At 70.9% G+C, this 20,085-nt stretch carries 20 protein-coding genes; 7 read left to right on the top strand and 13 right to left on the bottom strand.

Features of this window, described 5'->3' with window-relative positions:
• From VGK78_RS18630 to VGK78_RS18615, 4 genes are all read right to left on the bottom strand, one after another.
• Positions 1 to 707: substrate-binding domain-containing protein (locus VGK78_RS18630; protein WP_331529232.1), on the bottom strand; the 707-nt coding region annotated here is incomplete at its 3' end.
• A 141-nt stretch (positions 708 to 848) separates the two neighbouring features.
• Positions 849 to 1,241, bottom strand: a complete 393-nt coding sequence (locus VGK78_RS18625; protein WP_331529231.1) for a VOC family protein — start codon at positions 1,239 to 1,241, stop codon at positions 849 to 851.
• A 92-nt stretch (positions 1,242 to 1,333) separates the two neighbouring features.
• Positions 1,334 to 1,999 (bottom strand): class I SAM-dependent methyltransferase, encoded by a 666-nt coding sequence (locus VGK78_RS18620; protein ID WP_331529230.1) that lies wholly within the window; start codon positions 1,997 to 1,999, stop codon positions 1,334 to 1,336.
• Positions 2,000 to 2,470: 471 nt separating this feature from the next.
• On the bottom strand, positions 2,471 to 2,713 hold the full coding sequence (locus VGK78_RS18615; RefSeq protein WP_331529228.1) for a response regulator transcription factor: 243 nt from the start codon (positions 2,711 to 2,713) through the stop codon (positions 2,471 to 2,473).
• A 271-nt stretch (positions 2,714 to 2,984) separates the two neighbouring features.
• Between VGK78_RS18615 and VGK78_RS18610 the strand changes: the two genes are divergently transcribed.
• Both VGK78_RS18610 and VGK78_RS18605 read left to right on the top strand, forming a co-directional pair.
• Positions 2,985 to 7,430, top strand: coding sequence for a PKD domain-containing protein (locus VGK78_RS18610; protein WP_331529226.1), 4,446 nt, complete (start codon positions 2,985 to 2,987; stop codon positions 7,428 to 7,430).
• A gap of 44 nt (positions 7,431 to 7,474) precedes the next feature.
• Complete coding sequence (locus tag VGK78_RS18605; protein ID WP_331529225.1) at positions 7,475 to 8,125, top strand: class I SAM-dependent methyltransferase; 651 nt, start codon at positions 7,475 to 7,477, stop codon at positions 8,123 to 8,125.
• Here VGK78_RS18605 and VGK78_RS18600 read toward each other — a convergent pair.
• From VGK78_RS18600 to VGK78_RS18570, 7 genes are all read right to left on the bottom strand, one after another.
• Positions 8,096 to 9,178 (bottom strand): prenyltransferase, encoded by a 1,083-nt coding sequence (locus VGK78_RS18600; RefSeq protein ID WP_331529224.1) that lies wholly within the window; start codon positions 9,176 to 9,178, stop codon positions 8,096 to 8,098. The two genes, VGK78_RS18605 and VGK78_RS18600, sit on opposite strands and share 30 nt — an antisense overlap.
• Entirely contained in the window at positions 9,168 to 9,902 is a 735-nt protein-coding gene (locus VGK78_RS18595) for a class I SAM-dependent methyltransferase (RefSeq protein ID WP_331529223.1), read from the bottom strand. Before VGK78_RS18595 ends, VGK78_RS18600 begins: the two co-directional genes overlap by 11 nt.
• Complete coding sequence (locus VGK78_RS18590; protein WP_331529222.1) at positions 9,889 to 11,142, bottom strand: glycosyltransferase family 4 protein; 1,254 nt, start codon at positions 11,140 to 11,142, stop codon at positions 9,889 to 9,891. Before VGK78_RS18590 ends, VGK78_RS18595 begins: the two co-directional genes overlap by 14 nt.
• A 96-nt stretch (positions 11,143 to 11,238) precedes the next feature.
• Positions 11,239 to 11,352, bottom strand: coding sequence for a LuxR C-terminal-related transcriptional regulator (locus tag VGK78_RS18585; RefSeq protein WP_331529221.1), 114 nt, complete (start codon positions 11,350 to 11,352; stop codon positions 11,239 to 11,241).
• Positions 11,353 to 11,568: 216 nt separating this feature from the next.
• On the bottom strand, positions 11,569 to 12,543 hold the full coding sequence (locus VGK78_RS18580) for an NAD(P)/FAD-dependent oxidoreductase (protein WP_331529220.1): 975 nt from the start codon (positions 12,541 to 12,543) through the stop codon (positions 11,569 to 11,571).
• A 15-nt stretch (positions 12,544 to 12,558) separates the two neighbouring features.
• Positions 12,559 to 13,062, bottom strand: coding sequence for a hypothetical protein (locus VGK78_RS18575; RefSeq protein ID WP_331529219.1), 504 nt, complete (start codon positions 13,060 to 13,062; stop codon positions 12,559 to 12,561).
• Positions 13,059 to 13,538: a hypothetical protein gene (locus VGK78_RS18570; protein WP_331529218.1), complete on the bottom strand. Its 480-nt coding sequence runs from the start codon at positions 13,536 to 13,538 to the stop codon at positions 13,059 to 13,061. Before VGK78_RS18570 ends, VGK78_RS18575 begins: the two co-directional genes overlap by 4 nt.
• A gap of 136 nt (positions 13,539 to 13,674) precedes the next feature.
• Here VGK78_RS18570 and VGK78_RS18565 point away from each other — a divergent pair, with 136 nt between their 5' ends.
• From VGK78_RS18565 to VGK78_RS18555, 3 genes are read left to right on the top strand one after another with little or no spacing between them, the layout of a single operon-like run.
• Positions 13,675 to 14,511, top strand: coding sequence for a serine hydrolase (locus VGK78_RS18565; protein WP_331529217.1), 837 nt, complete (start codon positions 13,675 to 13,677; stop codon positions 14,509 to 14,511).
• Positions 14,508 to 15,155 carry a C40 family peptidase gene (locus VGK78_RS18560; RefSeq protein WP_331529216.1) on the top strand — a complete coding sequence of 216 codons (648 nt, stop codon included), beginning with the start codon at positions 14,508 to 14,510 and terminating at the stop codon, positions 15,153 to 15,155. Before VGK78_RS18565 ends, VGK78_RS18560 begins: the two co-directional genes overlap by 4 nt.
• Before the next feature lie 4 nt (positions 15,156 to 15,159).
• A complete protein-coding gene (locus VGK78_RS18555) occupies positions 15,160 to 15,696 on the top strand; it encodes a DUF1707 domain-containing protein (RefSeq protein WP_331529215.1) in 537 nt (178 codons plus the stop codon).
• A gap of 8 nt (positions 15,697 to 15,704) precedes the next feature.
• Here the strand turns inward: VGK78_RS18555 and VGK78_RS18550 are convergent, their stop codons facing one another.
• Together VGK78_RS18550 and VGK78_RS18545 are read right to left on the bottom strand one after the other, a co-directional pair.
• A complete protein-coding gene (locus tag VGK78_RS18550; RefSeq protein WP_331529214.1) occupies positions 15,705 to 16,073 on the bottom strand; it encodes an MmcQ/YjbR family DNA-binding protein in 369 nt (122 codons plus the stop codon).
• Between the two features lie 2 nt (positions 16,074 to 16,075).
• Positions 16,076 to 17,197, bottom strand: coding sequence for a glycosyltransferase family 2 protein (locus VGK78_RS18545; RefSeq protein ID WP_331529213.1), 1,122 nt, complete (start codon positions 17,195 to 17,197; stop codon positions 16,076 to 16,078).
• A gap of 327 nt (positions 17,198 to 17,524) precedes the next feature.
• On the opposite strand from VGK78_RS18545, the gene VGK78_RS18540 reads away from it, so the two are divergent.
• Together VGK78_RS18540 and VGK78_RS18535 are read left to right on the top strand one after the other, a co-directional pair.
• The gene (locus tag VGK78_RS18540; RefSeq protein WP_331529212.1) at positions 17,525 to 19,201 is read left to right on the top strand and encodes a glycosyltransferase family 4 protein; all 1,677 of its coding nucleotides are present in this window, start codon (positions 17,525 to 17,527) and stop codon (positions 19,199 to 19,201) included.
• Complete coding sequence (locus VGK78_RS18535; RefSeq protein WP_331529211.1) at positions 19,198 to 19,944, top strand: glycosyltransferase family A protein; 747 nt, start codon at positions 19,198 to 19,200, stop codon at positions 19,942 to 19,944. The genes VGK78_RS18540 and VGK78_RS18535 overlap by 4 nt, the downstream gene beginning before the upstream one ends.
• The last annotated feature ends 141 nt before the right edge of the window (positions 19,945 to 20,085 follow it).

Here is a 20,085-nt window from a genome sequence, read left to right as displayed (position 1 = left end):
TTGACGACCTGGTCGGAGACCACATTGACGTTGTTGGCGGAGAAGACCGACTTCGCGCCCTTCTGGAACAGCACCGCGTTGTTGTCGACGTCGGTGCCGCCGTCCATCTCGATGATCTTCGGCGAGGAGACACCCTGCTGGCTGAGGCAGTCGAGGAGCGCCTGTGCCTGCAGCTTGCCCACGTCCTCGTTGTCGAAGGAGACGTAGTACGGCGCGCTGCCACCGAGGTTGACGCGGTCGTAGTCGATGACCTTGACGCCGGCCTGGGCGGCGGCCTTCTCCACACCGGCGCCGGACGCCTGGTCGATCGAGTCGATGATCAGCACCTTCACGCCCTCGCCGATCATCTGCTGGGCGATCGAGGCGAACTTGCTCTTGTCGCCCTGGGCGTTCTGCACGTCGGGGGTGATCCCCGCGTCGCTGAGCGCCTTGGTGAGCAGAGGCTTGTCGTAGAGGGTGTACCGGGTCGACGAGGTGGTGTCGGGCAGGATCACCCCGACCTTGCCGCTGGCCTTGCCGAGGTCGACCTGCTTGGGCAGGGACGCCCCGCTCTTCGGCGGGTTGTCCAGCTTGCATGCGGCCGTGACCCCGCCGCTGCCGCCGGAGCTGCCCGCGGCGGGGCTGCTGCTGTTGCTCGAGCCGCACGCGGTGAGGCTGAGTGCCGCCGCGACTCCGAGGATTCCGATCGAAGCTGTGGTCCTGCGCATTCGGCTGCGCCCTTCAGTCCGGGGGTACGTCGGGGCCGCCGCCGTACCGGTTTATGTTCCGTGCGCGAACATATCGGCCGCAGTGCGCTCCTGGCTAGAGACCTTCACGAAATCGTCACCAGCGATTTACCGACCTCGTGGTCACCCCGCTGTGTCGGTCGAGGGCTGGTACGGCGTCAGCACGCAGAACTCGTTGCCCTCCGGATCGGCCAGCACCGCCCAGCCCCTGTCGCCCTTCCGGAGGTCGTTCACCAGCGTGGCGCCGAGGCCGAGGACCCGGTCGATCTCCTCGTCGCGGCTGCGGTCGGTGGGGCGCAGGCAGATGTGCATGCGGTTCTTGACCGTCTTCGGCTCGGGCACACGGAGGAACAGCAGGTAGCGGTCGTCCGGTCCGGTGAGCCCGCACTCCTCGTCGTCGGGCTTCATCTCCCACGAGTCGTCGACGGTGAAGTCCTCGAGCACCTGGGCCCACCACATGGTCTGGGCGTAGGGGTCGGCTGCGTCGATGCAGAAGTTCGATGCACGTGATGCCATCCCGGCACCCTAGCGATCGTGGGTCGCTAACGGGTCAGCAGCCGCCGAAGAAGGCCGAACGCCAGGCACTCGTAGGCTTCCAGTTGCTCGAACTACTCGACTGCCTTTGTAGCCAAGAAGCAGATGTGGCCCGACACAGACAGTTTTCTAGCGTTACGGAGCGCGACCGGGTCGGACGCATATTTGGTCTCGAGCTGGTGGTTGTATTCGCTTGTTCGCGAAAAGAACTGCCGGAAGCGCTCCCTGCCGAGCAGCGCCCGGAAGAACATGGTGCCTCCATCGATACCGGGCCGCACCTCGTCGACGCGAAGGCCGTGCTGCTCGAGGACTGTAACCAAGCCATAAGGCGTCCAGTTGAACGTGCTGAACGCGTGATAGGGCTCCAGGAAACTGACGGAGCCGACCAACATGCCGCCTGGGCGCAACACGCGTGCGATCTCCCGAGCTGCAGCCTGCGGGTCCAGGACGTGCTCGAGCACCTGCTTCGTGAAACACAGGTCGAAGCTGTCGTCACCAAAGGGCAGATCGACGCCGTCATAGGCAACGAATTCGAGCGATCGGTCCTCGCCAGCGCCGGGAGGAATCCGCAGGTCGATCCCGGTGTACGACATCGTCGGCAGTTCCTTCCGCAAGGCGTCGACGCTGCCGCCCACTCCACACCCGTAATCCAGAACCGCTGGTGAAGCGTCGGAAAGACGCTTGGCAGCACGCCCGAGCATGGTGAACGCCGTGGCTTGGGCGGCCGAGTCGCGGGGCACGGCGTGGCGGATGAGACGCAGTAGTGCCTGGGAGTGATCGGCAGAGCGTCTCGGCGAATCAGTTCGCGTGAGTTCGCAAGTCTCTGCCGATTCCTGGAATATGTCCGGAAGGTCGACCCCGGTGGGTTCGCGCGGCTCCGTGAGCTCGCGGAGGGACCCGGGCACATCGACCGCAGCGTACTCGAGGGGGTCCGCCAGGCGTCGGAAGCTGTCCGGTTGGTCGGCCCTGGAGTACTCGCGAGACTCCGCAGCATTGACGTCGAGGCTCAGCCGAGGCATGACTCTGCTCGCGCCCTCAGAAGGTCTCGTCACAGTGGGTTTCCTCCCGCGTGCGAAAGATGGCCTCGCGCAGCGTAACCCGTGGTGGCCTGCGCCGGCGGGCTGTATCGATTCCGCCGAGCGTGTCGTTTCCTGAGTGAGGACGGCCGTCGGGTGTCCTTCGAGTGAACCTTTCACCAGCTGTGTCGAGAGTCAGGCCCAGGCGAGCAGGACCTGGGTCGACCGGTCCATGCTCCGGGGCAGCACGATCCCCAGGTCGTACGCCGCCACCACCGCCTGGGTGCGGTCGCGCAGGCCCATCTTCCGCAGCACCCGCGCCACGTGGGTCTTCACGGTGGCCTGGCTGACGTAGAGCTCCCCCGCGATCTCGCGGTTGCACATACCCCGCGCGATCAGCGTCAGCACCTCGCGTTCGCGCTCGGTCAGTCGATCCATCTCGCTCCCCCTCTCGTTCCCTGCCGTGCCACCTACTCTGGCGCTGCGGACCAGCCGGCGTCAGAGGCACGCGTCCCGACTTGCCGGGACAGCCGTCCCGGCTGCCGGGACGGAGCCTCACTCCCTCAAACGCCGTAGTGGCGTACGCCGTTCAGGCGATCCGCGGCCCGATGACCGGCTCCTAGCATGAACGCGGCCTCGGGCACATGGGAGGAAGCGATCCATGCCAACTGCCCGGGCTGGGAAGCCGCCGTGCCTCGGTCGACGCAGCGTGCCCTGGAGGCCCGTGCTCCTCGCGATCGCGCTCGTGGCAGCCGTCCTCGGCATCACCCCGCGCAGCTACGCCGACGTCCCGGACGACGAGGTGCACTACACGTTCAGCGGGCAGACCTCGGTGGCGATCGACTGGCGTGGCACCGCGACCGACGTGCGGTGGGGCCCGACGAGCGGCTACGGCAACGTCACGACCGGGGTGGCCCCGCAGTGGACCCCCTGGTCCTCCCCGGGCCCGTACTGGCAGGCCCAGATCGGCGGCCTCGCGCCGGGCGCGACGTACCACTACTCGATCGGTGGTGGACCGGACTTCACCTTCCACACCCCGCCGACCGGGTCCTTCCGCTTCGACGCGATCGGCGACATCGGCGACACCCAGACCTTCGGTCACCTCGCCGGGACCTTGAGCGCGATCGCGGCCGACGACCCGTCGTTCGTCCTCATGGTCGGCGACCTGACCTACGCCAACTCCACCGGCTCCTCGCTCAGCGTCATCGACCAGCACTTCAACGACGTCATGAACTCCTGGGGCACCAGCGCGGCCTACATGCCGGCCTGGGGCAACCACGAGTACGACGTGCCGGGGTCGGACGACCTGCGCAACTACAAGGGCCGGCTGCTGATGCCGAACGCGCAGGCGTCACCCGGGTCGCCGGACATCTCCTGCTGCGGCGACGACTGGGGCTGGTTCGACGCGGGGCCGGTCCGGTTCATCGCCTATCCCGAGCCGTGGACCGGGGCTTGGGCCGACTGGCAGTCCAAGGCGAACACCCTCATGGCCCAGGCCCAGAACGACCCGGCGATCCGGTACATCATCACCTACGGCCACCGACCGGCCTACTCCACCGGATACCACACCGGCGAGGCTCAGCTGGCGACCATCCTCGACGGCTTCGGCGCCACCTACAACAAGTACGTGCTGAACATCAACGGCCACTCGCACGACTACGAGCGGTTCCAGCCGATCCAGGGGGTCACCCACGTCACGGTCGGTGCCCCCAGCTCACTCGAGCTGCCGTGGTCGAGCACCGATCCGCGTACCGCTTTCCGGGCCTATCACCTGTCACACCTCCGCGTCGACGTCTCCGACACCGGCCTGCGCCTCCAGGCGATCTGCGACGAGAGCTCCTCGAAGGAGGACTACACCTGCTCCCAGGGATCGGTCATGGACGAGTACACGATCGGTGTGCCGCCTCCGGCCCCGGTCCGCACCGAGTACTACGTCGACAAGACGGTCGCCGGGTGCGCGGACACCGGCCCGGGCAGCGGAGCAGTCCCCTTCTGCACGATCAGCAAGGGAGTCAGTCTGCTGCAGCCGGGCAGCACGCTCTACGTCGGCAACGGCACGTACGCCGAACCGGTGAAGCCCACCGTGTCGGGGACGGCCGGCAGCCCGATCACGATCACGGCATGGCCGGGGCGCAGCCCGGTGATCGGCACCGGGGCCAGCGACGGTGCCTACATCTCCACGCGCAGCTACATCGTGCTGTCGAACCTGACGTTCACCGGCAGTGTCGGCGACGGGGTCTACGTCACCAAGAGCGACCACATCACGATCACCGGCAACGCCGTCTCCGGGTCGGGCCGACCTCTCCAGGGCGCGACCGCGAACGGGATCTCGATCCGGACCACCAACAGCTCCACCGTCCAGGGCAACGTGTCGGACCACAACTCCGGACACGGGTTCTACATCACCAACACCAGCACCGGGAACGTCATCTCCGACAACGAGGCGAGCTACAACGCCTACGGATGGGAACGCAACGCCAACGGGATCGACGTCACGGCCCCGGGCAACGTGGTGCTGCGCAACGTCACCCACGACAACGAGGACTCGGGGATCCAGTTCTACACCGGAGGCGACAACGGGCTCGCCGCGCTGAACGTCACCTACAACAACGGCGACCACGGGATCGACGACCTCAACGTCACCGGCGGCCGGATCATCTCCAACACGGTCTTCCACAACTGCACGTCCGGGATCAACGTCGAGGGCACGTCGGGCAACTACACGGTCGAGAACAACATCGCGGTCGACAACGCCGTCTACCCCGCCTACAACGGCATCTCTTGCTCGCGGCGCGCCGGCAACATCGGCATCTGGGACTCGGCACCGGCCAGCACCACCGTGGACCACAACCTGGTGTACCTGTCGAAGGCCGGGGTCATGTACGCCTACGGCACGACGTACACCTCTTTGGCAGCGATGCAGAACGCCACCGGCCAGGAGAAGCACGGCGTACAGGCGGCACCCGGGTTCCTCGACGTGGCCGCCCGGAACTTCCAGCTCACCGCCGGGTCGCCCGCCGTCGACCGCGGCAACTCCGCCCTGCCCGACGCCCAGGACCACGACGTGCTCGGGAACCCGCGCGTCGACGATCCCGATGCGGACAACTCGAACGCCGAAGGACCCCGGCTCTACGACGACCTCGGCGCCTACGAGTACCAGCCCGACGTCGCGCCGGCACCGAGCAGCCCGGTGGCCACCATCCGGCTGACCCCGAGGAGCGGCACGGCCCCGGTCCAGGTCACCGCGGACGCCTCGGGCTCCACCGACCCCGGTCACCTGGCGCTCACCTACAGCTTCGACTGGGGTGACGGCACCGCCTCCGGTCCCCAGACGGGCGCGACCGCGACCCACACCTACTCCGGTGCAGGCACGTACCCGGTGACGGTGACGGTCACCAAGAGCGCCGGCCTGACCGACAGCGCGAGCGATGCCGTGGTCGTGAGTCCGGCCCCGGTCGCTCCGACGGCGCAGCTCTCGGTGTCGCCGGTCTCGGGCACCGCACCACTCCCCGTCACCGCCGATGCCTCGGCGTCCACCGACCCGCAGGGACAGGCCCTGACCTACGACTTCGAGTGGGGCGACGGCAGCGTGAGCGCCGCGCAGTCCTCGCCCACCGCCACCCACACCTACACCACGCCCGGCACCTACACGGTCACCACGACGGTCACCGACACCGCGGGGCTGACCGGCCAGGCGACCGCCACGGTCGCCGTCGCGACACCCAGCAACCCACCGACCGCGGCGTTGTCCGTGGACCCCGCCAGCGGGACCGCTCCGGTCCAGGTCACCGCCGACGGGTCGGGGTCCTCCGATCCGCAAGGACAGCCGCTGACCTATGCCTTCGACTGGGGTGACGGCACCAGCACCGGCAGCCAGACCAACGCCGGCGCCACCCACACCTACACCACGCCGGGGCAGTACACGGTGACGCTGACGGTGACCAACACAGACGGGGTCAGCGCACTGGCCGGCCAGCCCGTGTCCGTGACCGCCCCGCCGGCACCACCCACCGCGCGGCTGTCCGTCTCCCCGTCGACGGGGACGACGCCCGTGGATGTCACGGCGGACGCCTCGGCGTCAACCGACCCGCAAGGCCAGACCCTGACCTACGCCTTCGACTGGGGTGACGGCACCAGCACCGGCAGCCAGACCAACGCCGGCGCCACCCACACCTACACCGCCGCCGGGACCTACACGGTCAAGGTCACCGTCACCGACACCGCCGGCCTCACCGACACCGCCACCCAGACCGTCACCGTCGACCCGCCACCGTCGCCGCCCACCGCCAGGCTCACCGTCTCCCCGACCAGCGGAACCGCGCCGGTCGCGGTCACCGCCGACGCCTCCGCCTCCACCGACCCGCAGGGCCAGACCCTGACCTACGCCTTCGACTGGAGTGACGGCACCAGCACCGGCAGCCAGACCAACGCCGGCGCCACCCACACCTACACCGCCGCCGGAACCTACACGGTCAAGGTCACCGTCACCGACACCGCCGGCCTCACCGACACCGCCACCCAGACCGTCACCGTCAAGCCCGCGCCGGGCTACGTCGGAACGGTCGCCACGGGCAGCTCGGGCTCGAGCAGCACGACCGCCACTGCGACTGTCTCCGGGCCGGTGCCCACCGGCGATCTCGTGGTCGTGACCCTGCAGGTGAGCAGCGGCTCGAAGAAGCCGTACACCGTCACCGACTCCGCCGGAAACGTCTACAAGGCGGGGCTCAGCGCCACCGATCGCACCGGAGCGGAGCTGCTGACGTTCTACGCGCCCGTGACGAAGGCGCTGACCGCGGGAGACCAGATCACGGCGAAGCTGCCGGCGTCCAGCAGCTACCGCATGACGGTCGATGATCTCACGGGAGTCAGCGCTCTCGATCGCAGTGCCGTCGCCACCGGGCAGACCAGCACCTTCTCGTCGGGTGCGACCAAGACGACGACCAGTGCGTCCGAGCTCGTGCTGGGCATCGTCGGGATCGTCGGCGGCAGCCAGCCACCCGGGTGGGCGGCGCCGTGGCAGGCCGGCGACAGCTTCGCCGTCGGCAGCAGCTACCTCGGCCGAGCCTGGCAGGCGCCGACCAGGGCGGGGAGCTACACCGCGACCGGGACGGCGACCGGCACGTGGACCGCGGTCGTGCTCACCTTCAGACCCTGAGGAGGCCCACCCCGGAATGCGCAGCGGAGGTAGCGTCGCCTCGCGTGGACGACCACGACGACCCCCTGGCGGCAGCCCCTTCCGTGCGCGGCTTCATGCCGGACGAGGAGGGCCGGGCCCTGCACCGGCTAGCGCTGGAGCGGCTCCCGCACGGCCCCGTGCTCGAGATCGGGAGCTACTGCGGCAAGTCCGCGGTCTATCTCGGCGCGGCGGCCCGGAAGGCAGGGGGCATCGTGTTCACCGTCGACCACCACCGCGGCTCTGAGGAGAACCAGGAGGGGTGGGAGCACCACGACGCGACGCTCGTCGACGCCCGCACCGGCCGGATGGACACGCTGCCCTTCTTCCGGCGCACGATCGAGGAGGCCGGTCTGGAGGACGTCGTGGTCGCGGTCGTCGGCGAGTCCCGGGCGGTCGCGACCTGGTGGCGCACGCCCCTGTCGTTGCTTTTCATCGACGGTGGCCACGGCCCGGATCCGGCGCACGCCGACTACGCCGGGTGGGCGCCGTGGGTGATGCCGGGCGGGTTTCTGGCGATCCACGACGTGTTCCCCGATCCCTCCGACGGCGGGCGGCCGCCGTACGACGTGTACCTGCGCGCGCTGGCCTCGCTGGCCTACGTCGAGGTCGAGGCGGTCGGTTCGCTGCGGGTGCTGCGCCGCGTCTCAGGCACGGCCGGCGAGGGCGTCGGCTGACGCGCACCCGCACTCCAGCGCCAGCGGCTCCGGCTCGGGCACCAGGCCGGTGCCCCGCACGATGCCGGAACCCCCGGTCACTCCGGCCAGGGCGTCGTGCGCGAGCAGGGCTGCGGCGGTCGTGAACGTCGTGTGCTCGGCCGGCCAGTTGACCCGGTCGGGATAGACGAAACCCGTCCAGTAGGAGCCGTCGGCCTGGCGGAGGTGCTGCGCGTCGCCGAACATCGCACGTGCCCGCTCCCGGTCGCCGAGCGCGTCGAGGGCCAGCGCCAGCTCGAACGTCTCCGCTCCGGTCACCCAGTCGTTGGTGTCGACGCAGCGCACTCCCAGGCCCGGCACGACGAAGTCGGCCCACCGGGAGTCGAGGAGGGCCCGGCCGGCGTCCCCGCGGACCGCGCCGCCGAGCACCGGGTAGTACCAGTCCATCGAGAAGCTCGACTTGTCCAGGAACCGGTCACGGTGCTCGCGGAGCGCGTGCCCGAGCCGACCGGCGGTGAGCTCCCACTCCGGCTGCGGGTCGTCGAGCAGCTCGGCCAGCGTGAGCCCGGCCCGCAGCGCGTGATGGATGCTCGACGATCCCGCGAGCAGGGCCTCCCGGTTGACGGTCGCCGGCCGCCCGTCGTACCACTCCTGCGACCAGGCGATCCCGCCGAAGGGCAGCTGGAGCGCGCAGACGAAGTCCAGGGCGCGGCGTACGACGGGCCAGTGCGCGGCGACGAAGCCCACGTCTCGGCATGCCGACCAGTGGTGCCAGACCCCGACCGCGACGTACGCCGCCATGTTGGCCTCGCCGCTCGCGTCCTCGACCGTCCCGCCGGCGACCTTCAGCGGCCACGACCCGTCGGCGCGCTGCGTCATCCGTACCCACGACCAGGCGCGGTCCACGGCCTCGAGCCGGCCGGCCACGAGCAGCGCCATCGCCGCCTCCACGTGGTTCCAGACGTCGGCGTGACCGCCCACCGTCCACGGGATCGCCCCGTCGGGCTCCTGCACGGACTCGATCGCCGCCCCCGACGCGACGACCTCCTGCGGCCTCAGGAGCTCAGGACGCATCGTCGTCCCCGCGAGGTGGCTTGTGCAGGTAGGCCACCAGGCTCTTGCCGAGCACCGGGTTCAACGCGCGCTCGGCCCACCGGGTAGTCCGCGGCTGCTTCACGATGTCCCAGACCAGCAGGCGGTGGTAGGCCTTCACGAGCGGGTGGTCGTCATTGCCGACGCCGACCGCGCACTTGATCCACCAGTACGGCGAGTGGAGGGCGTGCGCGTAGTGACGCCCGTCGTACACCAGGCCTGCGCCCTCGGCCTTGCCGACCAGCTCGGCGTCGCTGTAGATGCGGATGTGGCCGCCGGGGGTGTCGTGGTACTCCCGCGAGAGCTTCCAGCAGACCAGCTCGGGGAACCAGCGCGGCACGGTCAGCGCGATCGTGCCGCCGGGGCGCAGCACCCGTGCCAGCTCGGACAGCGCCAGGATGTCGGCCGGCACGTGCTCGAGCACCTCGGCCGCGACGATCCGGTCGAACTCGCCGTCGGCGAAGGGGAGCGCGAGCGCGTCGCCCTCCTTCACGTCGGCCTCCGCGCCGTCGGGCACCTCGCCGGCCTGCGCCATGGCCACGAACAGGTCGCGCACCCGGGCCAGCTCGTCGGCGTCCTGGTCGAACGCGACGACGTCGGCACCCCGGCGGTACATCTCGGAGGCGTGCCGCCCCGCGCCACACCCCAGGTCCAGCACCCGCTCCCCCGGCCGGAGCCCGAGCCGGTCGAAGTCAACGGTCAGCACTAGCCCTCCTGTGCTGGGTGATGGCGTCCTCGTACGCCGCGGCGGTGGCGGCCGCGGCAGCACGCCAGCTGAACATCTCCTGGACCCTGCGACGGCCGGCGGCGCCGTACCGGGCACGACGCTCCGGGTCGTCGAGCAGAGCCTCCAGGGCCGCCGCGAGCTCCCCGACGTCCCCCGGGGTGACCAGGTCGGCACAGAGCCGGTCCGGCCCGACCACCTCCGGGATCGCCCCGGCCCGCGACACGACCAGCGGGGTGGCGGTCGCCATCAGCTCCGCGGTCGGGAGGGAGAAGCCCTCGTACAGGCTGGGCACGCAGGCCACCTCGGCCGAGCCCATCAGATGCACGAGGGTGGCGTCGCTGACCCCGTGTACGAACCGCACGTGGTCACGGATCGCGAGCTGGTCGAGGAGCCGCTCGGTGCGTCCGCCCGGGACCGGTCGGGTGACCAGGAGCAGCTCGAGGTCGGACCGCTCGGTGCGCAGCTTGGCGAACGCCTCGAGCAGGGTGGCGACCCCCTTCAGCGGGGCGTCGGCGCTGGCCATCGCCAGGATCCGGCCGGGCACCCGCGGCTCGGACGGCGGCACGAACCCGTCGTCCACGCCGAGCGGGACCACCCGGACGCGGTCGGCCGCGACGCCGAACTCGTGTACGACGTCGCGCTCGGAGGACTCGGAGGGGACGAGGACCATCCGCATCCCACGGGCGACCCGGGCCTGCATCCGGACGAAGCCGTACCAGCGGCGCAGCGAGAGCCGCTTCTTCCAGCCCTGTGCGTCGGCCAGGTCGATCCGGCGGTCGATGCTGATCGGGTGGTGGACGGAGGCGACCAGCGGCAGTCCCGTCAGCTCCTCGACGCGCAGCAGCGCCGACCCGAGCGACTGGTTGTCGTGGACGACGTCGTAGTCGCCTGCCCGGTCTCGCAGGAGCCGGAGGACGCGACGGCTGAAGGTCCGCGGCTCGGGGAATCCGGCGGTCCACATGGTCGCGACCTCCTGGAGGTCCACCAGGTCGCGGTACTCGTGCAGGCGCGGGGTGCGGAAGGGATCGGGCTCGCGGTAGAGGTCGAGGCTGGGCACCTTGGTCAGGCGCACACCCTCGTCGAGCCGCGGGTAGGGCTGGCCCGAGAACACCTCGACCTCGTGCCCGAGGCGGACCAGCTCACGGCTCAGGTGCCGGACGTAGACGCCCTGGCCGCCGCAGTGCGGCTTGCTGCGGTAGGACAGCAGGGCGACGCGCACGTCCAGCCTTCCTGGTCAGGGGTCGGATCGGCCGTCGCTACCGGCCGGTAGCACGACCCTAACCGGACATCCCGGCGACCCGCGCTGTCGACCGGGTCACACCCCCACGACCCCGTTCTCGAACGCGAACACCACGGCCTGCACCCGGTGGCGCACGCCGAGCTTGGCGAGCACGTTCGCGACGCGCGTCTCGACCGTCGACGGCTCCACGTACGGGTCCTCGGCGATCTCGGCGTTCGACTCCCCTGGCCAGCAGCCGCAGGACGTCGGTCTCGCGGGCGCTCAGCGGCGCGAGCAACGGGAAGGCGCCTGGTGCTCGCCCTGTGCGCCTGCTCGCCAGCATCCACCTGGTCCGGGCGTCGCGACGGAACGTCAGCCCCGCCCCCGTGGGCGCGGCGTCAGCGGTCTGAGCTCATCGGCCCGGGCTCAGCTGCCCTCGCTCGAATGCCCGGGGAAGACGTGGGCCGAGGGGTCGATCACGACGGCCGCGTTGTTCACGGCGGTCGCGGCCTCACCGAAGCCCACCGCGATCAGCCGCACCTTCCCCGGGTACTCGGTGATGTCTCCCGCCGCGAACACGCGCGGCAGGTTCGTGCGCATCGCCGCATCGACCACGATGTGACGCTTCTGGACCTCGATCCCCCACTGCTGGAGCGGGCCGAGGTCGGCCACGAAGCCGAGGGCGGCGACCACAGCCTGGGCCGGACGGCGTTCCGGCTCCTGGCCGTCGACGGTGATCTCGACCTCCGACACGGTCGGCTCACCGAACAGCCCGGTCACCTGGGCCTTGGTGATGATCTCGACCGAGGAGTCGCGCACCGCCTGCACCGTGCGCTCGTGTGCTCGGAAGGCGTCCCGCCGGTGGACCAGGGCGATCGTCTTCGCGACCGGCTCGAGGTGGACCGCCCAGTCGAACGCCGAGTCGCCACCGCCGACGATCACGACGTCCTTGCCGGCGTACGGCGCGAAGCTGGGCACGAAGAACTCCATGCCGCGCCCCAGCCAGCCGTCGCCGGCCGGCAGCGGGCGCGGACTGAACTTGCCGATGCCCGCCGTGATCAGCAGCGCCTTTGCGGTCACCGTCGTGTCGTCGTCCAGGGTGATGGTGACGTCGTCGTCGGTGCTGGTCAGGTCGGTGGCGGTGCGGTCGAGGAGGTACTCCGGCTCGGCGGTGTTGGCCTGTTCCACGAGGCCCTCGACCAGGTCGCGGCCCTTGATCGAGGGGAAGCCGGCGACGTCCAGGATCTGCTTCTCGGGGTACATTGCGGTGACCTGGCCGCCGAGCTCCGGCAGGGAGTCCACGACGGCGACCCGCAGCCCGCGGAACCCGGCGTAGTAGGCGGCGAACAGGCCGGCGGGCCCGGCTCCGATGACGGCGAGGTCGGTGTCGTGATGTGCCACGGGGCTACTTTCCCATCATCGGGTCTGCACGTTGGCGACCAGCCAGCCTTCGTCGCTGTGCACCATCGTGACCAGCGCGCGACGGGCGGCGTACGACGGCGGCCCGCCGCGGGTGGTCGTCCTCTGGTCCAGGAACAACAGTGCCAGCACCTGCTCGGAGGTCGCCCGGACCACGCCAGAAGCCGCGACCCGGGTGGTCGTGGTCGTCCCCGCGGCCACGACGCGCTCGCGCACCTGGGCAGCGGTGCTCCGGTAGCGCTCGGCCATGTCGTCGGTCATCAGGGACGTCGCCCGGGCCACGTGGGCGTCGTACCGCCGCGACGAGGTGCTGAAGATGGCCGCCGCGTCGCTCGCCGCGGTGTCGACCGCAGCCTGGGCGTCGATGTCGCCGACCACGATCGGACGCTCGGCGCTCGGGGTGGGCGTGGAGGAGCCCCACAGGTACGCCGCCTCGCCGCCGATCGCCGCCGCCAGCGCAAGTGCGCACGCGGTGAGCGCGATGGTCGTCCGCCGGCTCACCCGGTGTCACCCACGAACTCGAGGTCCGAGGTCAGCCAACGGTCGCCCACGCGCAGCAGCGCGACCCGGAACCGGAACGCGCGGGGCTCCCGGGCACCCTGCGTGCGCGTGTTGGAGACGGTGCCCGTGGTCGCCACGATCACAGTTGCGCGGTCGCGGCTGACGTCGGAGACACCGGACCAGACGACCTTGCCGGTCATCAAGGAGCGGTTGTGCTCCAGCACCCGGATCACCCGCGCGGCCGAACGGACGTAACGGTCGCGGAAGCTGCCGGTCGCTCCCGCCGCGACGGCATCCACGGACGCCGACGCCCGGTCGTAGCGGAGGTTCACGAAGGCGGTCACCTCGGTGTCGGCGGCCGCCAGCACCGCGCCGTACCGGTGCTGCCGGGTCGCCGCGTCGGCACGGTCGCCGTGGGTGCGCCAGCTCAGTGCGCCGCCCAGGACCGCCGCCAGGAACAGAACGACGACGATCATCGTCAGCCAGCGGTTCCCCGCAGACAAGATCTCGGCCCCCTCCCAGGCTCGACCGTGTCACGCCGTCGGCATCGTATGCCCGGCCCGTGCCCGATCGAGCCGTCCTCCGCACGGTGCGGCGTCCTACGATGCCGGGGTGGACCTGTCGTACGCCGATCCGTCGCTGTCCGCCGCCGTCGAGTCGATCAGGAGGAGCGGGACCGTCTCGGTCGTGGCCCGGGTCGCGGGTGAGGTCGAGCCGCGGGTGTCGGTCGAGCCGGACGCCCGGCACTACTCGGCGAGCATCATGAAGCTGCCGATCCTGGTGGCGGCGTACCGGCTCGTCGAGCGCGGACGGCTCGACCTCGATCGCCCGGTGGTCGTGCACAACGACTTCGCCTCGCAGAGCGCCGGACACCGCTTCTCCCTGGACCCCGCCGAGGACTCCGATCCGGACACCTGGGCCGCCCTCGGCTCCGAGGTCACCCTCCGGGTGCTGGTCCACCGGATGGTGACCGTCTCGGGGAACCTGGCGACCGACCTCGTCCTCGACGAGGTCGGCACAGACGAGGTCGCGGCCGTCCTGGCCGCCGCCGGATGCTCCGAGCGGACCGCGATCGTGCGCGGCATCGAGGACTACCCGGCGCGCGACGCCGGTATCGACAACATGATCACCGCCGACGACATGGCTCGGCTGATGGTGGCCCTCGCCGAAGGACGCCTCGCCGGATCCGAGGCGAGCGAGGCGTGCGAGCAGGTGCTCCAGGCCCAGGAGTACCGCAGCGGCATCCCCGCCGGGCTCCCGGACGGACTCGTCATCGGCAACAAGACGGGGTGGATCACGAACGTCAACCACGACGTGGCGCTGGTCCGGGCCCCGGGGCTGAGCCCGGTCGGCCTCGCCGTCCTGGTCTCGGCGCCGGGGACCGAGGAGGAGCGGGAGGCCGGGATCGCCCGGATCGCCGCCGCGGCCTGGGCCGAGGTCACCCGATGACCCTGCGCGTGGTGTCGGCCGGCGTCGCGCCGGTCTGGCGGGGGTCGACCGGCTCGGAACGCGACGACCGGGTCACCGAGGCCCTCGCCGGCGAGCCGGTGGTGACGACCGGCTCGGAGCGTGACGGGAGGGTCGAGGTGGTCCTGCCCTGGCAGCCGTGCCCGCTCGACGGGCGGGGGTATCCCGGCTGGGTGGACGCCTCCCACCTCGGGGCGGAGCGCACCGAGGCCCCGGAGCTGCACGTCCCCGAGGGCACCTTCCCGCAGGGGCTGGACGACGTGATCGAGCTGGCGCGCAGCCTGCTCGGCACGCCGTACGTCTGGGGAGGCGTGAGCGGGCAGGGCATCGACTGCTCGGGCCTGGTGCATCTCGTGCACCGGGCCCTCGGGACGGTGGTGCCGCGGGACGCCCGGGACCAGGCCGCAGCGCTGCCGGCGGTGCCGGTGGGCGAGGTACGGCGCGGGGACCTCTACTTCTTCGCCCGGCCCGGGCAGCCGGTGCATCACGTCGGGCTCGTGGTCGAGCCCGACGTGCTGCTGCACGCCTCGGACCGCGACGGGGGTGTCGTGGAGGCGCCGCTGACCTCGTCCGGCCGCGCGGACCACCTCACCAGCGCCGCGCGCGTGACGGCCGCCTTACGATGACGAGGTGACCACGGGGAGCAACGGCGGTCTCTGGAGCCGGTTCCAGCACGACCCGCGCGACCCGGCGTACGCCACCATGCGGGCCTCCGACCGCGACCGCGCCGTGGTCCACGACGCGCTGGCCGAGGCGTACGCCGAGGGCCGCCTCGACCGGGACGAGCTCGACGAGCGGACGACCGAGGTCGACCGGGCCAAGACCTACGGCGACCTCGTGCCGCCGCTGCTGGACCTCGCCGCGGATGCCGGCGTCCCAGCCGTGAACCTCGCCCCCCGGGCCGACCTCCAGCGGCAGGCCCAGGGCTACTACCGGGAGAAGCTCGGTGAGGCGTTCATGGGCTTCCTGATCCCCAACCTGATCTGCTGGACCATCTGGTTCTTCGCCGGGCACGGCTTCCCGTGGCCGGTGTTCGTCCTGATCGGCACCGCGGGGAACCTCGTGCGGGTGCTCTCCAGCAAGCAGTCGATCGTCGACGCCCGGATCGAGAGGCTGGAGCGCAAGCGCACCCAGGCCCTCGAGGCGCCGAAGCACGAGGAGGCCTGAGAGTCGCTTCAGGCGTTCCAGCCGTCGGGGCGCAGCTTCTTGGGCAGTCCCTCCACGACCAGCCGGTAGGACTCGTCGACGGCGTCGACCAGCTCCTCGTCGGGGATCCGGCCGTCGAAGGACAGGTCGTTCCACCCCGAGCGGCCGATGTAGGCCATCACCGTCGCGCTCCCCGGGTACCGCTGGAGCCACTCGTCGGCCACCTCCCGACTCCGTGCGGCCTTCACGCCGACACCGGCCTGCCCGAGAAAGGCGAAGATCTTGCCCCGCTCCCCCGGGCCCACCTTGAACACGGGGTGCCCGTGCTCCTCCCAGGGCCAGTCGGGCCAGGCGCCCGGCTTCGCGGCGCAGTGGCGGTGCATACGCTCGGCGTCCATGCTCAGTCGGACGACCTCACCTCATGGGGGCGCAACCGCAGCGCCACCGGGTCGATGGTCGAGGCGTCGAGGCCGGGAAGCGCCGCGGCGTCCAGGGCCGCACCGTCGGCGGTGCGCGGCACGGAGCGTCCTTCGCTCAGGAACACCGCCACCGCCGTCGCCTCGTCCCGCCGGTCGTGCTGGACCAGCCACCCGATCAGCCGGTGGACGGGCATCAGTCCGCTGTGCACCAGGGAACGGTCGCCCCACAGCTCGTCGACACCCTCACGCAGGAGCTTCCACCACTCGTCGTCCCCGTTCGGCAGCTCCAGGAAGTAGCGCCACATGTCCCCGGCCAACACCCGGTCGAGGAAGACCTCCTGGGCGCCCGGCGTGCCCTCGGCACGGACGAGGGCCAGCGAGAGCCGCTTGCTCTCGAGTCGGTCGGCCAGGTCGGGCACGGATGCCCGCTGCTGGGTGATCGAGGTGCCGTTCGGACGGATCCGCCATCGGTAGACGTGGTCCGGCACGACGTCGAACCGGCCCCGCAGGTAGGCGGCCGTGGTGCACGGCTGGTCCTCGTAGTGGATGCCCTCCGGCCAGCTCAGGCCGGCCGCGTCCCAGAAGGACCGGGTGAAGAGCTTGTCCCAGGCGAAGACGTCGCCGAGGATCTCAGGGTGCTCGTCCGCTCTGATCCCGGAGCGCTTCTCCCGGTGCAGCCGTCGCATCCAGCGAGGCTCCTGAAGCTTCCCCTCGTCCCAGAGCTGGAACGACGCTGCGACGAAGTCGGACTCCGTGGCCTCGAGCCGGCTCACCATGCTGGAGTACGCGGCCGGCGGCAACATGTCGTCGCTGTCCAGGAAGGCTACGTAGTCGGTGTCCAGATGACGGAGCCCCTCGTTCCGCGCGGCACCCAGCCCCTGGTTCACGGTGTGCACCACACGGATGCGGTCGTCACGCGCGGCGTACTCCTCGGCGATCTCGCCGCATCTGTCCGGTGAGCCGTCGTCGACCACCACCGCCGTCCAGGCGCGGTGACGCTGCGCGATGAGGCTCGCGAGACAATATGGCAACCACGCCTCGACGCCGTACGCCGGGACCACGACGCCGACCTGCGGCCGACGTCGGTTCACCAGCCGCCTCATGCGCTCACGATAGGCGAAACCGGAGCAGCGCCGCGCCGACGGCCCAGGGCGAGGAGCGCGGTGAGCCGCGGCTACGATACGTCAGCGCCAGGCCCGGACCGGAGTGCGTGATCCAGCCACGGACGGGTGAACCACCGATGCGGAAGGAACCACATGCCGGATCCCCGACGCGTGGCGAGGGGGGTGGCACGGCGGGCCCGCCGACTACGAGTGCGAGCTGCCGCGAGGTACCGCCAGGGCAGGGCGCGCGCCGTCCCGGACCCCCGTGACGAGCCCACCAACGTCGGCCCGGTCTTCGACGCAGGGCTGGCCCGGGTCCGTCGGCGCATGCGCCCTGCGGGCATCGACGCCGACTACGACGCCGCCTACGACAGCTTCGACCTGACCCACTTCCTGCTGCAGGCTCGGCACCTGCTGACCGAGGACGGCGACCCGCTCGAGGTCTTCCTCGACAACGGCCCGGGGGCCAAGGCGAGCCCCGAGATCAACTTCGACATGAGGAAGTACCTCGCGCGCCACCCGGCGCGGGTCAGCGGCACCGTCAGCAGCCCGTACGTCGCCTGGCTCAAGGAGGGCAGGGCTGCCGGCGAGATCGCCGACCCGGCCCCCGGACTCGATCTACTGGCGCCTGTGCTCGGCCGGTCGGTCCCCGAGCTCGCGGCCATCCTCGGAGAGCTGCGCCTCGACCTCCAACGCCGGCTCCGGACAGGACGACTCGGGGAGATGGTGGCCAAGGCCGCCGAGGTCGAACCCCTCATCGGCGACGTCTGGCCCGAGACCACCAAGCCGAAGATCCACCCGTTCTTCAACGAGACCAACGCCTACCAGGTGTCCGCCATCTACGCCGCGCAGCGTGCCGCAGGCTTCACACGCGCGCGTGTCCTGCTGGTCGTCAGCGACCCGCGCTGGGGCTGGGGCCGCCGGGCGGAGGGCCACCTCGCCCATGCGCTCGCCCGGCACATCGACCCGTCCGAGATCGTGGTCGTCTACACCGACGAGGGCGGGAAGGCACCCCACGGCCGGTTCCCGGACGGGGTGCGCGAGATCGACCTCGTCGCGCTCCTCGGGCGGATCGACCAGGACTCCGCCGGACGGGCGCTCATCGAGCTGATCCGCTCCTTCCGGGCCGAGACCGTGATCAGCATCAACTCGATGCTGCTCTACCAGGCGCTCAACCCCTACGGGAAGGCGCTCGCGGCCACGCAGCGCATCTTCCTCGTCATGTTCGGCAACGAGCAGCTCGCCCTCGGGAACTGGGTGGGGCTCCCGCTGCGCTACTTCTACCGCTCCATGGATCTCGTCCAGGGCGTGATCACCGACAGCGCCTACCTGCGTGACTGGCTCGTGGAGCGGCACCAGCTCCCCCAGGAGGCCCAGGACCGCATCCACGTCTTCCGGGCGCCCGCCGATCCGGAGCTGGCGCTCGCGCCCGTTCCCGAGCGCGACCCCGCGGCTCGTCCGCAGGTCTACTGGGCCGGCCGTCTCGACCGCCAGAAGCGCATCGACCTCGTCTTCGACATCGCCCGTCGGATGCCCGACGTGGAGTTCCGGATGTGGGGCGAGGAGGTCCTCGGCGCACCTCTCCTGGAGGAGCCCCCGAGCAACGTGAAGCTGCAGGGCCCCTACCAGCACATCACCGAGCTCGACTTCGGTGACGCGGACGCCTGGCTCTACACCTCGGCGTGGGACGGCGTGCCCAGCCAGCTGCTCGAAGTGGCGATGACCGGCGTGCCCCTCGTCGCCACCGAGATCGGGGGCACCGGCGAGGTCCTCTCGACCGAGGACGCCTGGCCGGTCCCCGACCACGAGAACCCCGACGCGTACGTGACGGCTCTGCGCGAGGTGCTCGCCGACCCGGGCGAGGCGCGCCGCCGGGCGGCCGGCCTGCGGGAGCGGATGCTGCGCGAACGCACCGAGGCCGCCTACGACCGGCAGGTCGCCAGGGTCCTCCTGGGCCTCGACGACACGGTCGGGGAGTCCGCCGAGAAGGAGGCCGTCTCGTGACCACGGACCTGACCCTGATCGTCACGGCACACGACGAGACGGCCGTGTGCGGACCGACGATGAGGTCGGCCGACCTGGCCGTGGCCGCGGCTCGCGCGGCGGGGCTCACCGTGCAGACCGTCATCGGCCTCGACCGCGCGACCGACGCCACCACGGCGTACGTCCGCCAACCGCGCTTCGACCACTGGGAGCGGTGGGAGTACGACGAGGGTGACCTCGGCCGGGTCAGGAACGCGATGCTGCCCCGCACCGACGGGCGCCTGATCGCCTTCCTCGACGCGGACGACCTGTTCAGCGAGAACTGGCTGGCCGAAGCCGTGGTCGCCCTCGACGCTGCTGCGGAGCGCGGGGAACGCGCCATCGCGCATCCCGAGCTCAACATGGTGTTCGACGGGACCCGGTCGGTGCTCGTGAACATCCCCGACGACTCGCCCCTGTTCACCCCCCACTACCTCTACGTGCGGCACTGCTACGACTCGCTCTGCATGGCCCCGCGTGAGGCGCACCTGGAGATCCCCTACGTCAGCCGCGACGTGCCCAACGGCCTGTCCTACCAGGACTTCCAGTTCACGATCGAGACCCTCGACGCGGGCTGGCGCCACCTGGTCGTCCCGGACACGATCATCTTCAAGCGCCGCCGGGACTACTCGTTGGTGACGGAGAGCAACACTCGCAAGTCCGTCGTCCGCTCCCTCCCGGCCATGGCGATCGACCGGGTTCGCACGTTGGGTGCCGGCCGCTGATCGGTCGGGTGGGGGTGGTTCAGGCTGTCGTGGCTTCGCGGTCGATGAGGGCGCGCAGGGGGGCGTGCTGTTCCTCGGGCAGCTCGAGGACCTCCAGGTAGTGGTCGAGCCGGGCGGGGTCGAAGACCTGGACACTGGTGG

The organism is Nocardioides sp., assembly GCF_036503465.1.
Lineage (GTDB): Bacteria > Actinomycetota > Actinomycetes > Propionibacteriales > Nocardioidaceae > Nocardioides.
The sequence above is the reverse complement of the archived record's forward strand: the minus strand, read 5'-3'. Positions and strand labels throughout refer to the sequence as shown.

What these genes read in the sequence shown, in the direction of transcription:
- VGK78_RS18550 (WP_331529214.1), bottom strand. Translation starts at nt 16,073, where the DNA reads ATGGACGCCGAGCGTATGCACCGCCACTGCGCCGCGAAGCCGGGCGCC.
- VGK78_RS18625 (WP_331529231.1), bottom strand. Translation starts at nt 1,241, where the DNA reads ATGGCATCACGTGCATCGAACTTCTGCATCGACGCAGCCGACCCCTAC.
- VGK78_RS18560 (WP_331529216.1), top strand. Translation starts at nt 14,508, where the DNA reads ATGACCCTGCGCGTGGTGTCGGCCGGCGTCGCGCCGGTCTGGCGGGGG.
- VGK78_RS18600 (WP_331529224.1), bottom strand. Translation starts at nt 9,178, where the DNA reads ATGCGTCCTGAGCTCCTGAGGCCGCAGGAGGTCGTCGCGTCGGGGGCG.
- VGK78_RS18540 (WP_331529212.1), top strand. Translation starts at nt 17,525, where the DNA reads ATGCGCCCTGCGGGCATCGACGCCGACTACGACGCCGCCTACGACAGC.
- VGK78_RS18570 (WP_331529218.1), bottom strand. Translation starts at nt 13,538, where the DNA reads ATGATCGTCGTCGTTCTGTTCCTGGCGGCGGTCCTGGGCGGCGCACTG.
- VGK78_RS18615 (WP_331529228.1), bottom strand. Translation starts at nt 2,713, where the DNA reads ATGGATCGACTGACCGAGCGCGAACGCGAGGTGCTGACGCTGATCGCG.
- VGK78_RS18545 (WP_331529213.1), bottom strand. Translation starts at nt 17,197, where the DNA reads ATGAGGCGGCTGGTGAACCGACGTCGGCCGCAGGTCGGCGTCGTGGTC.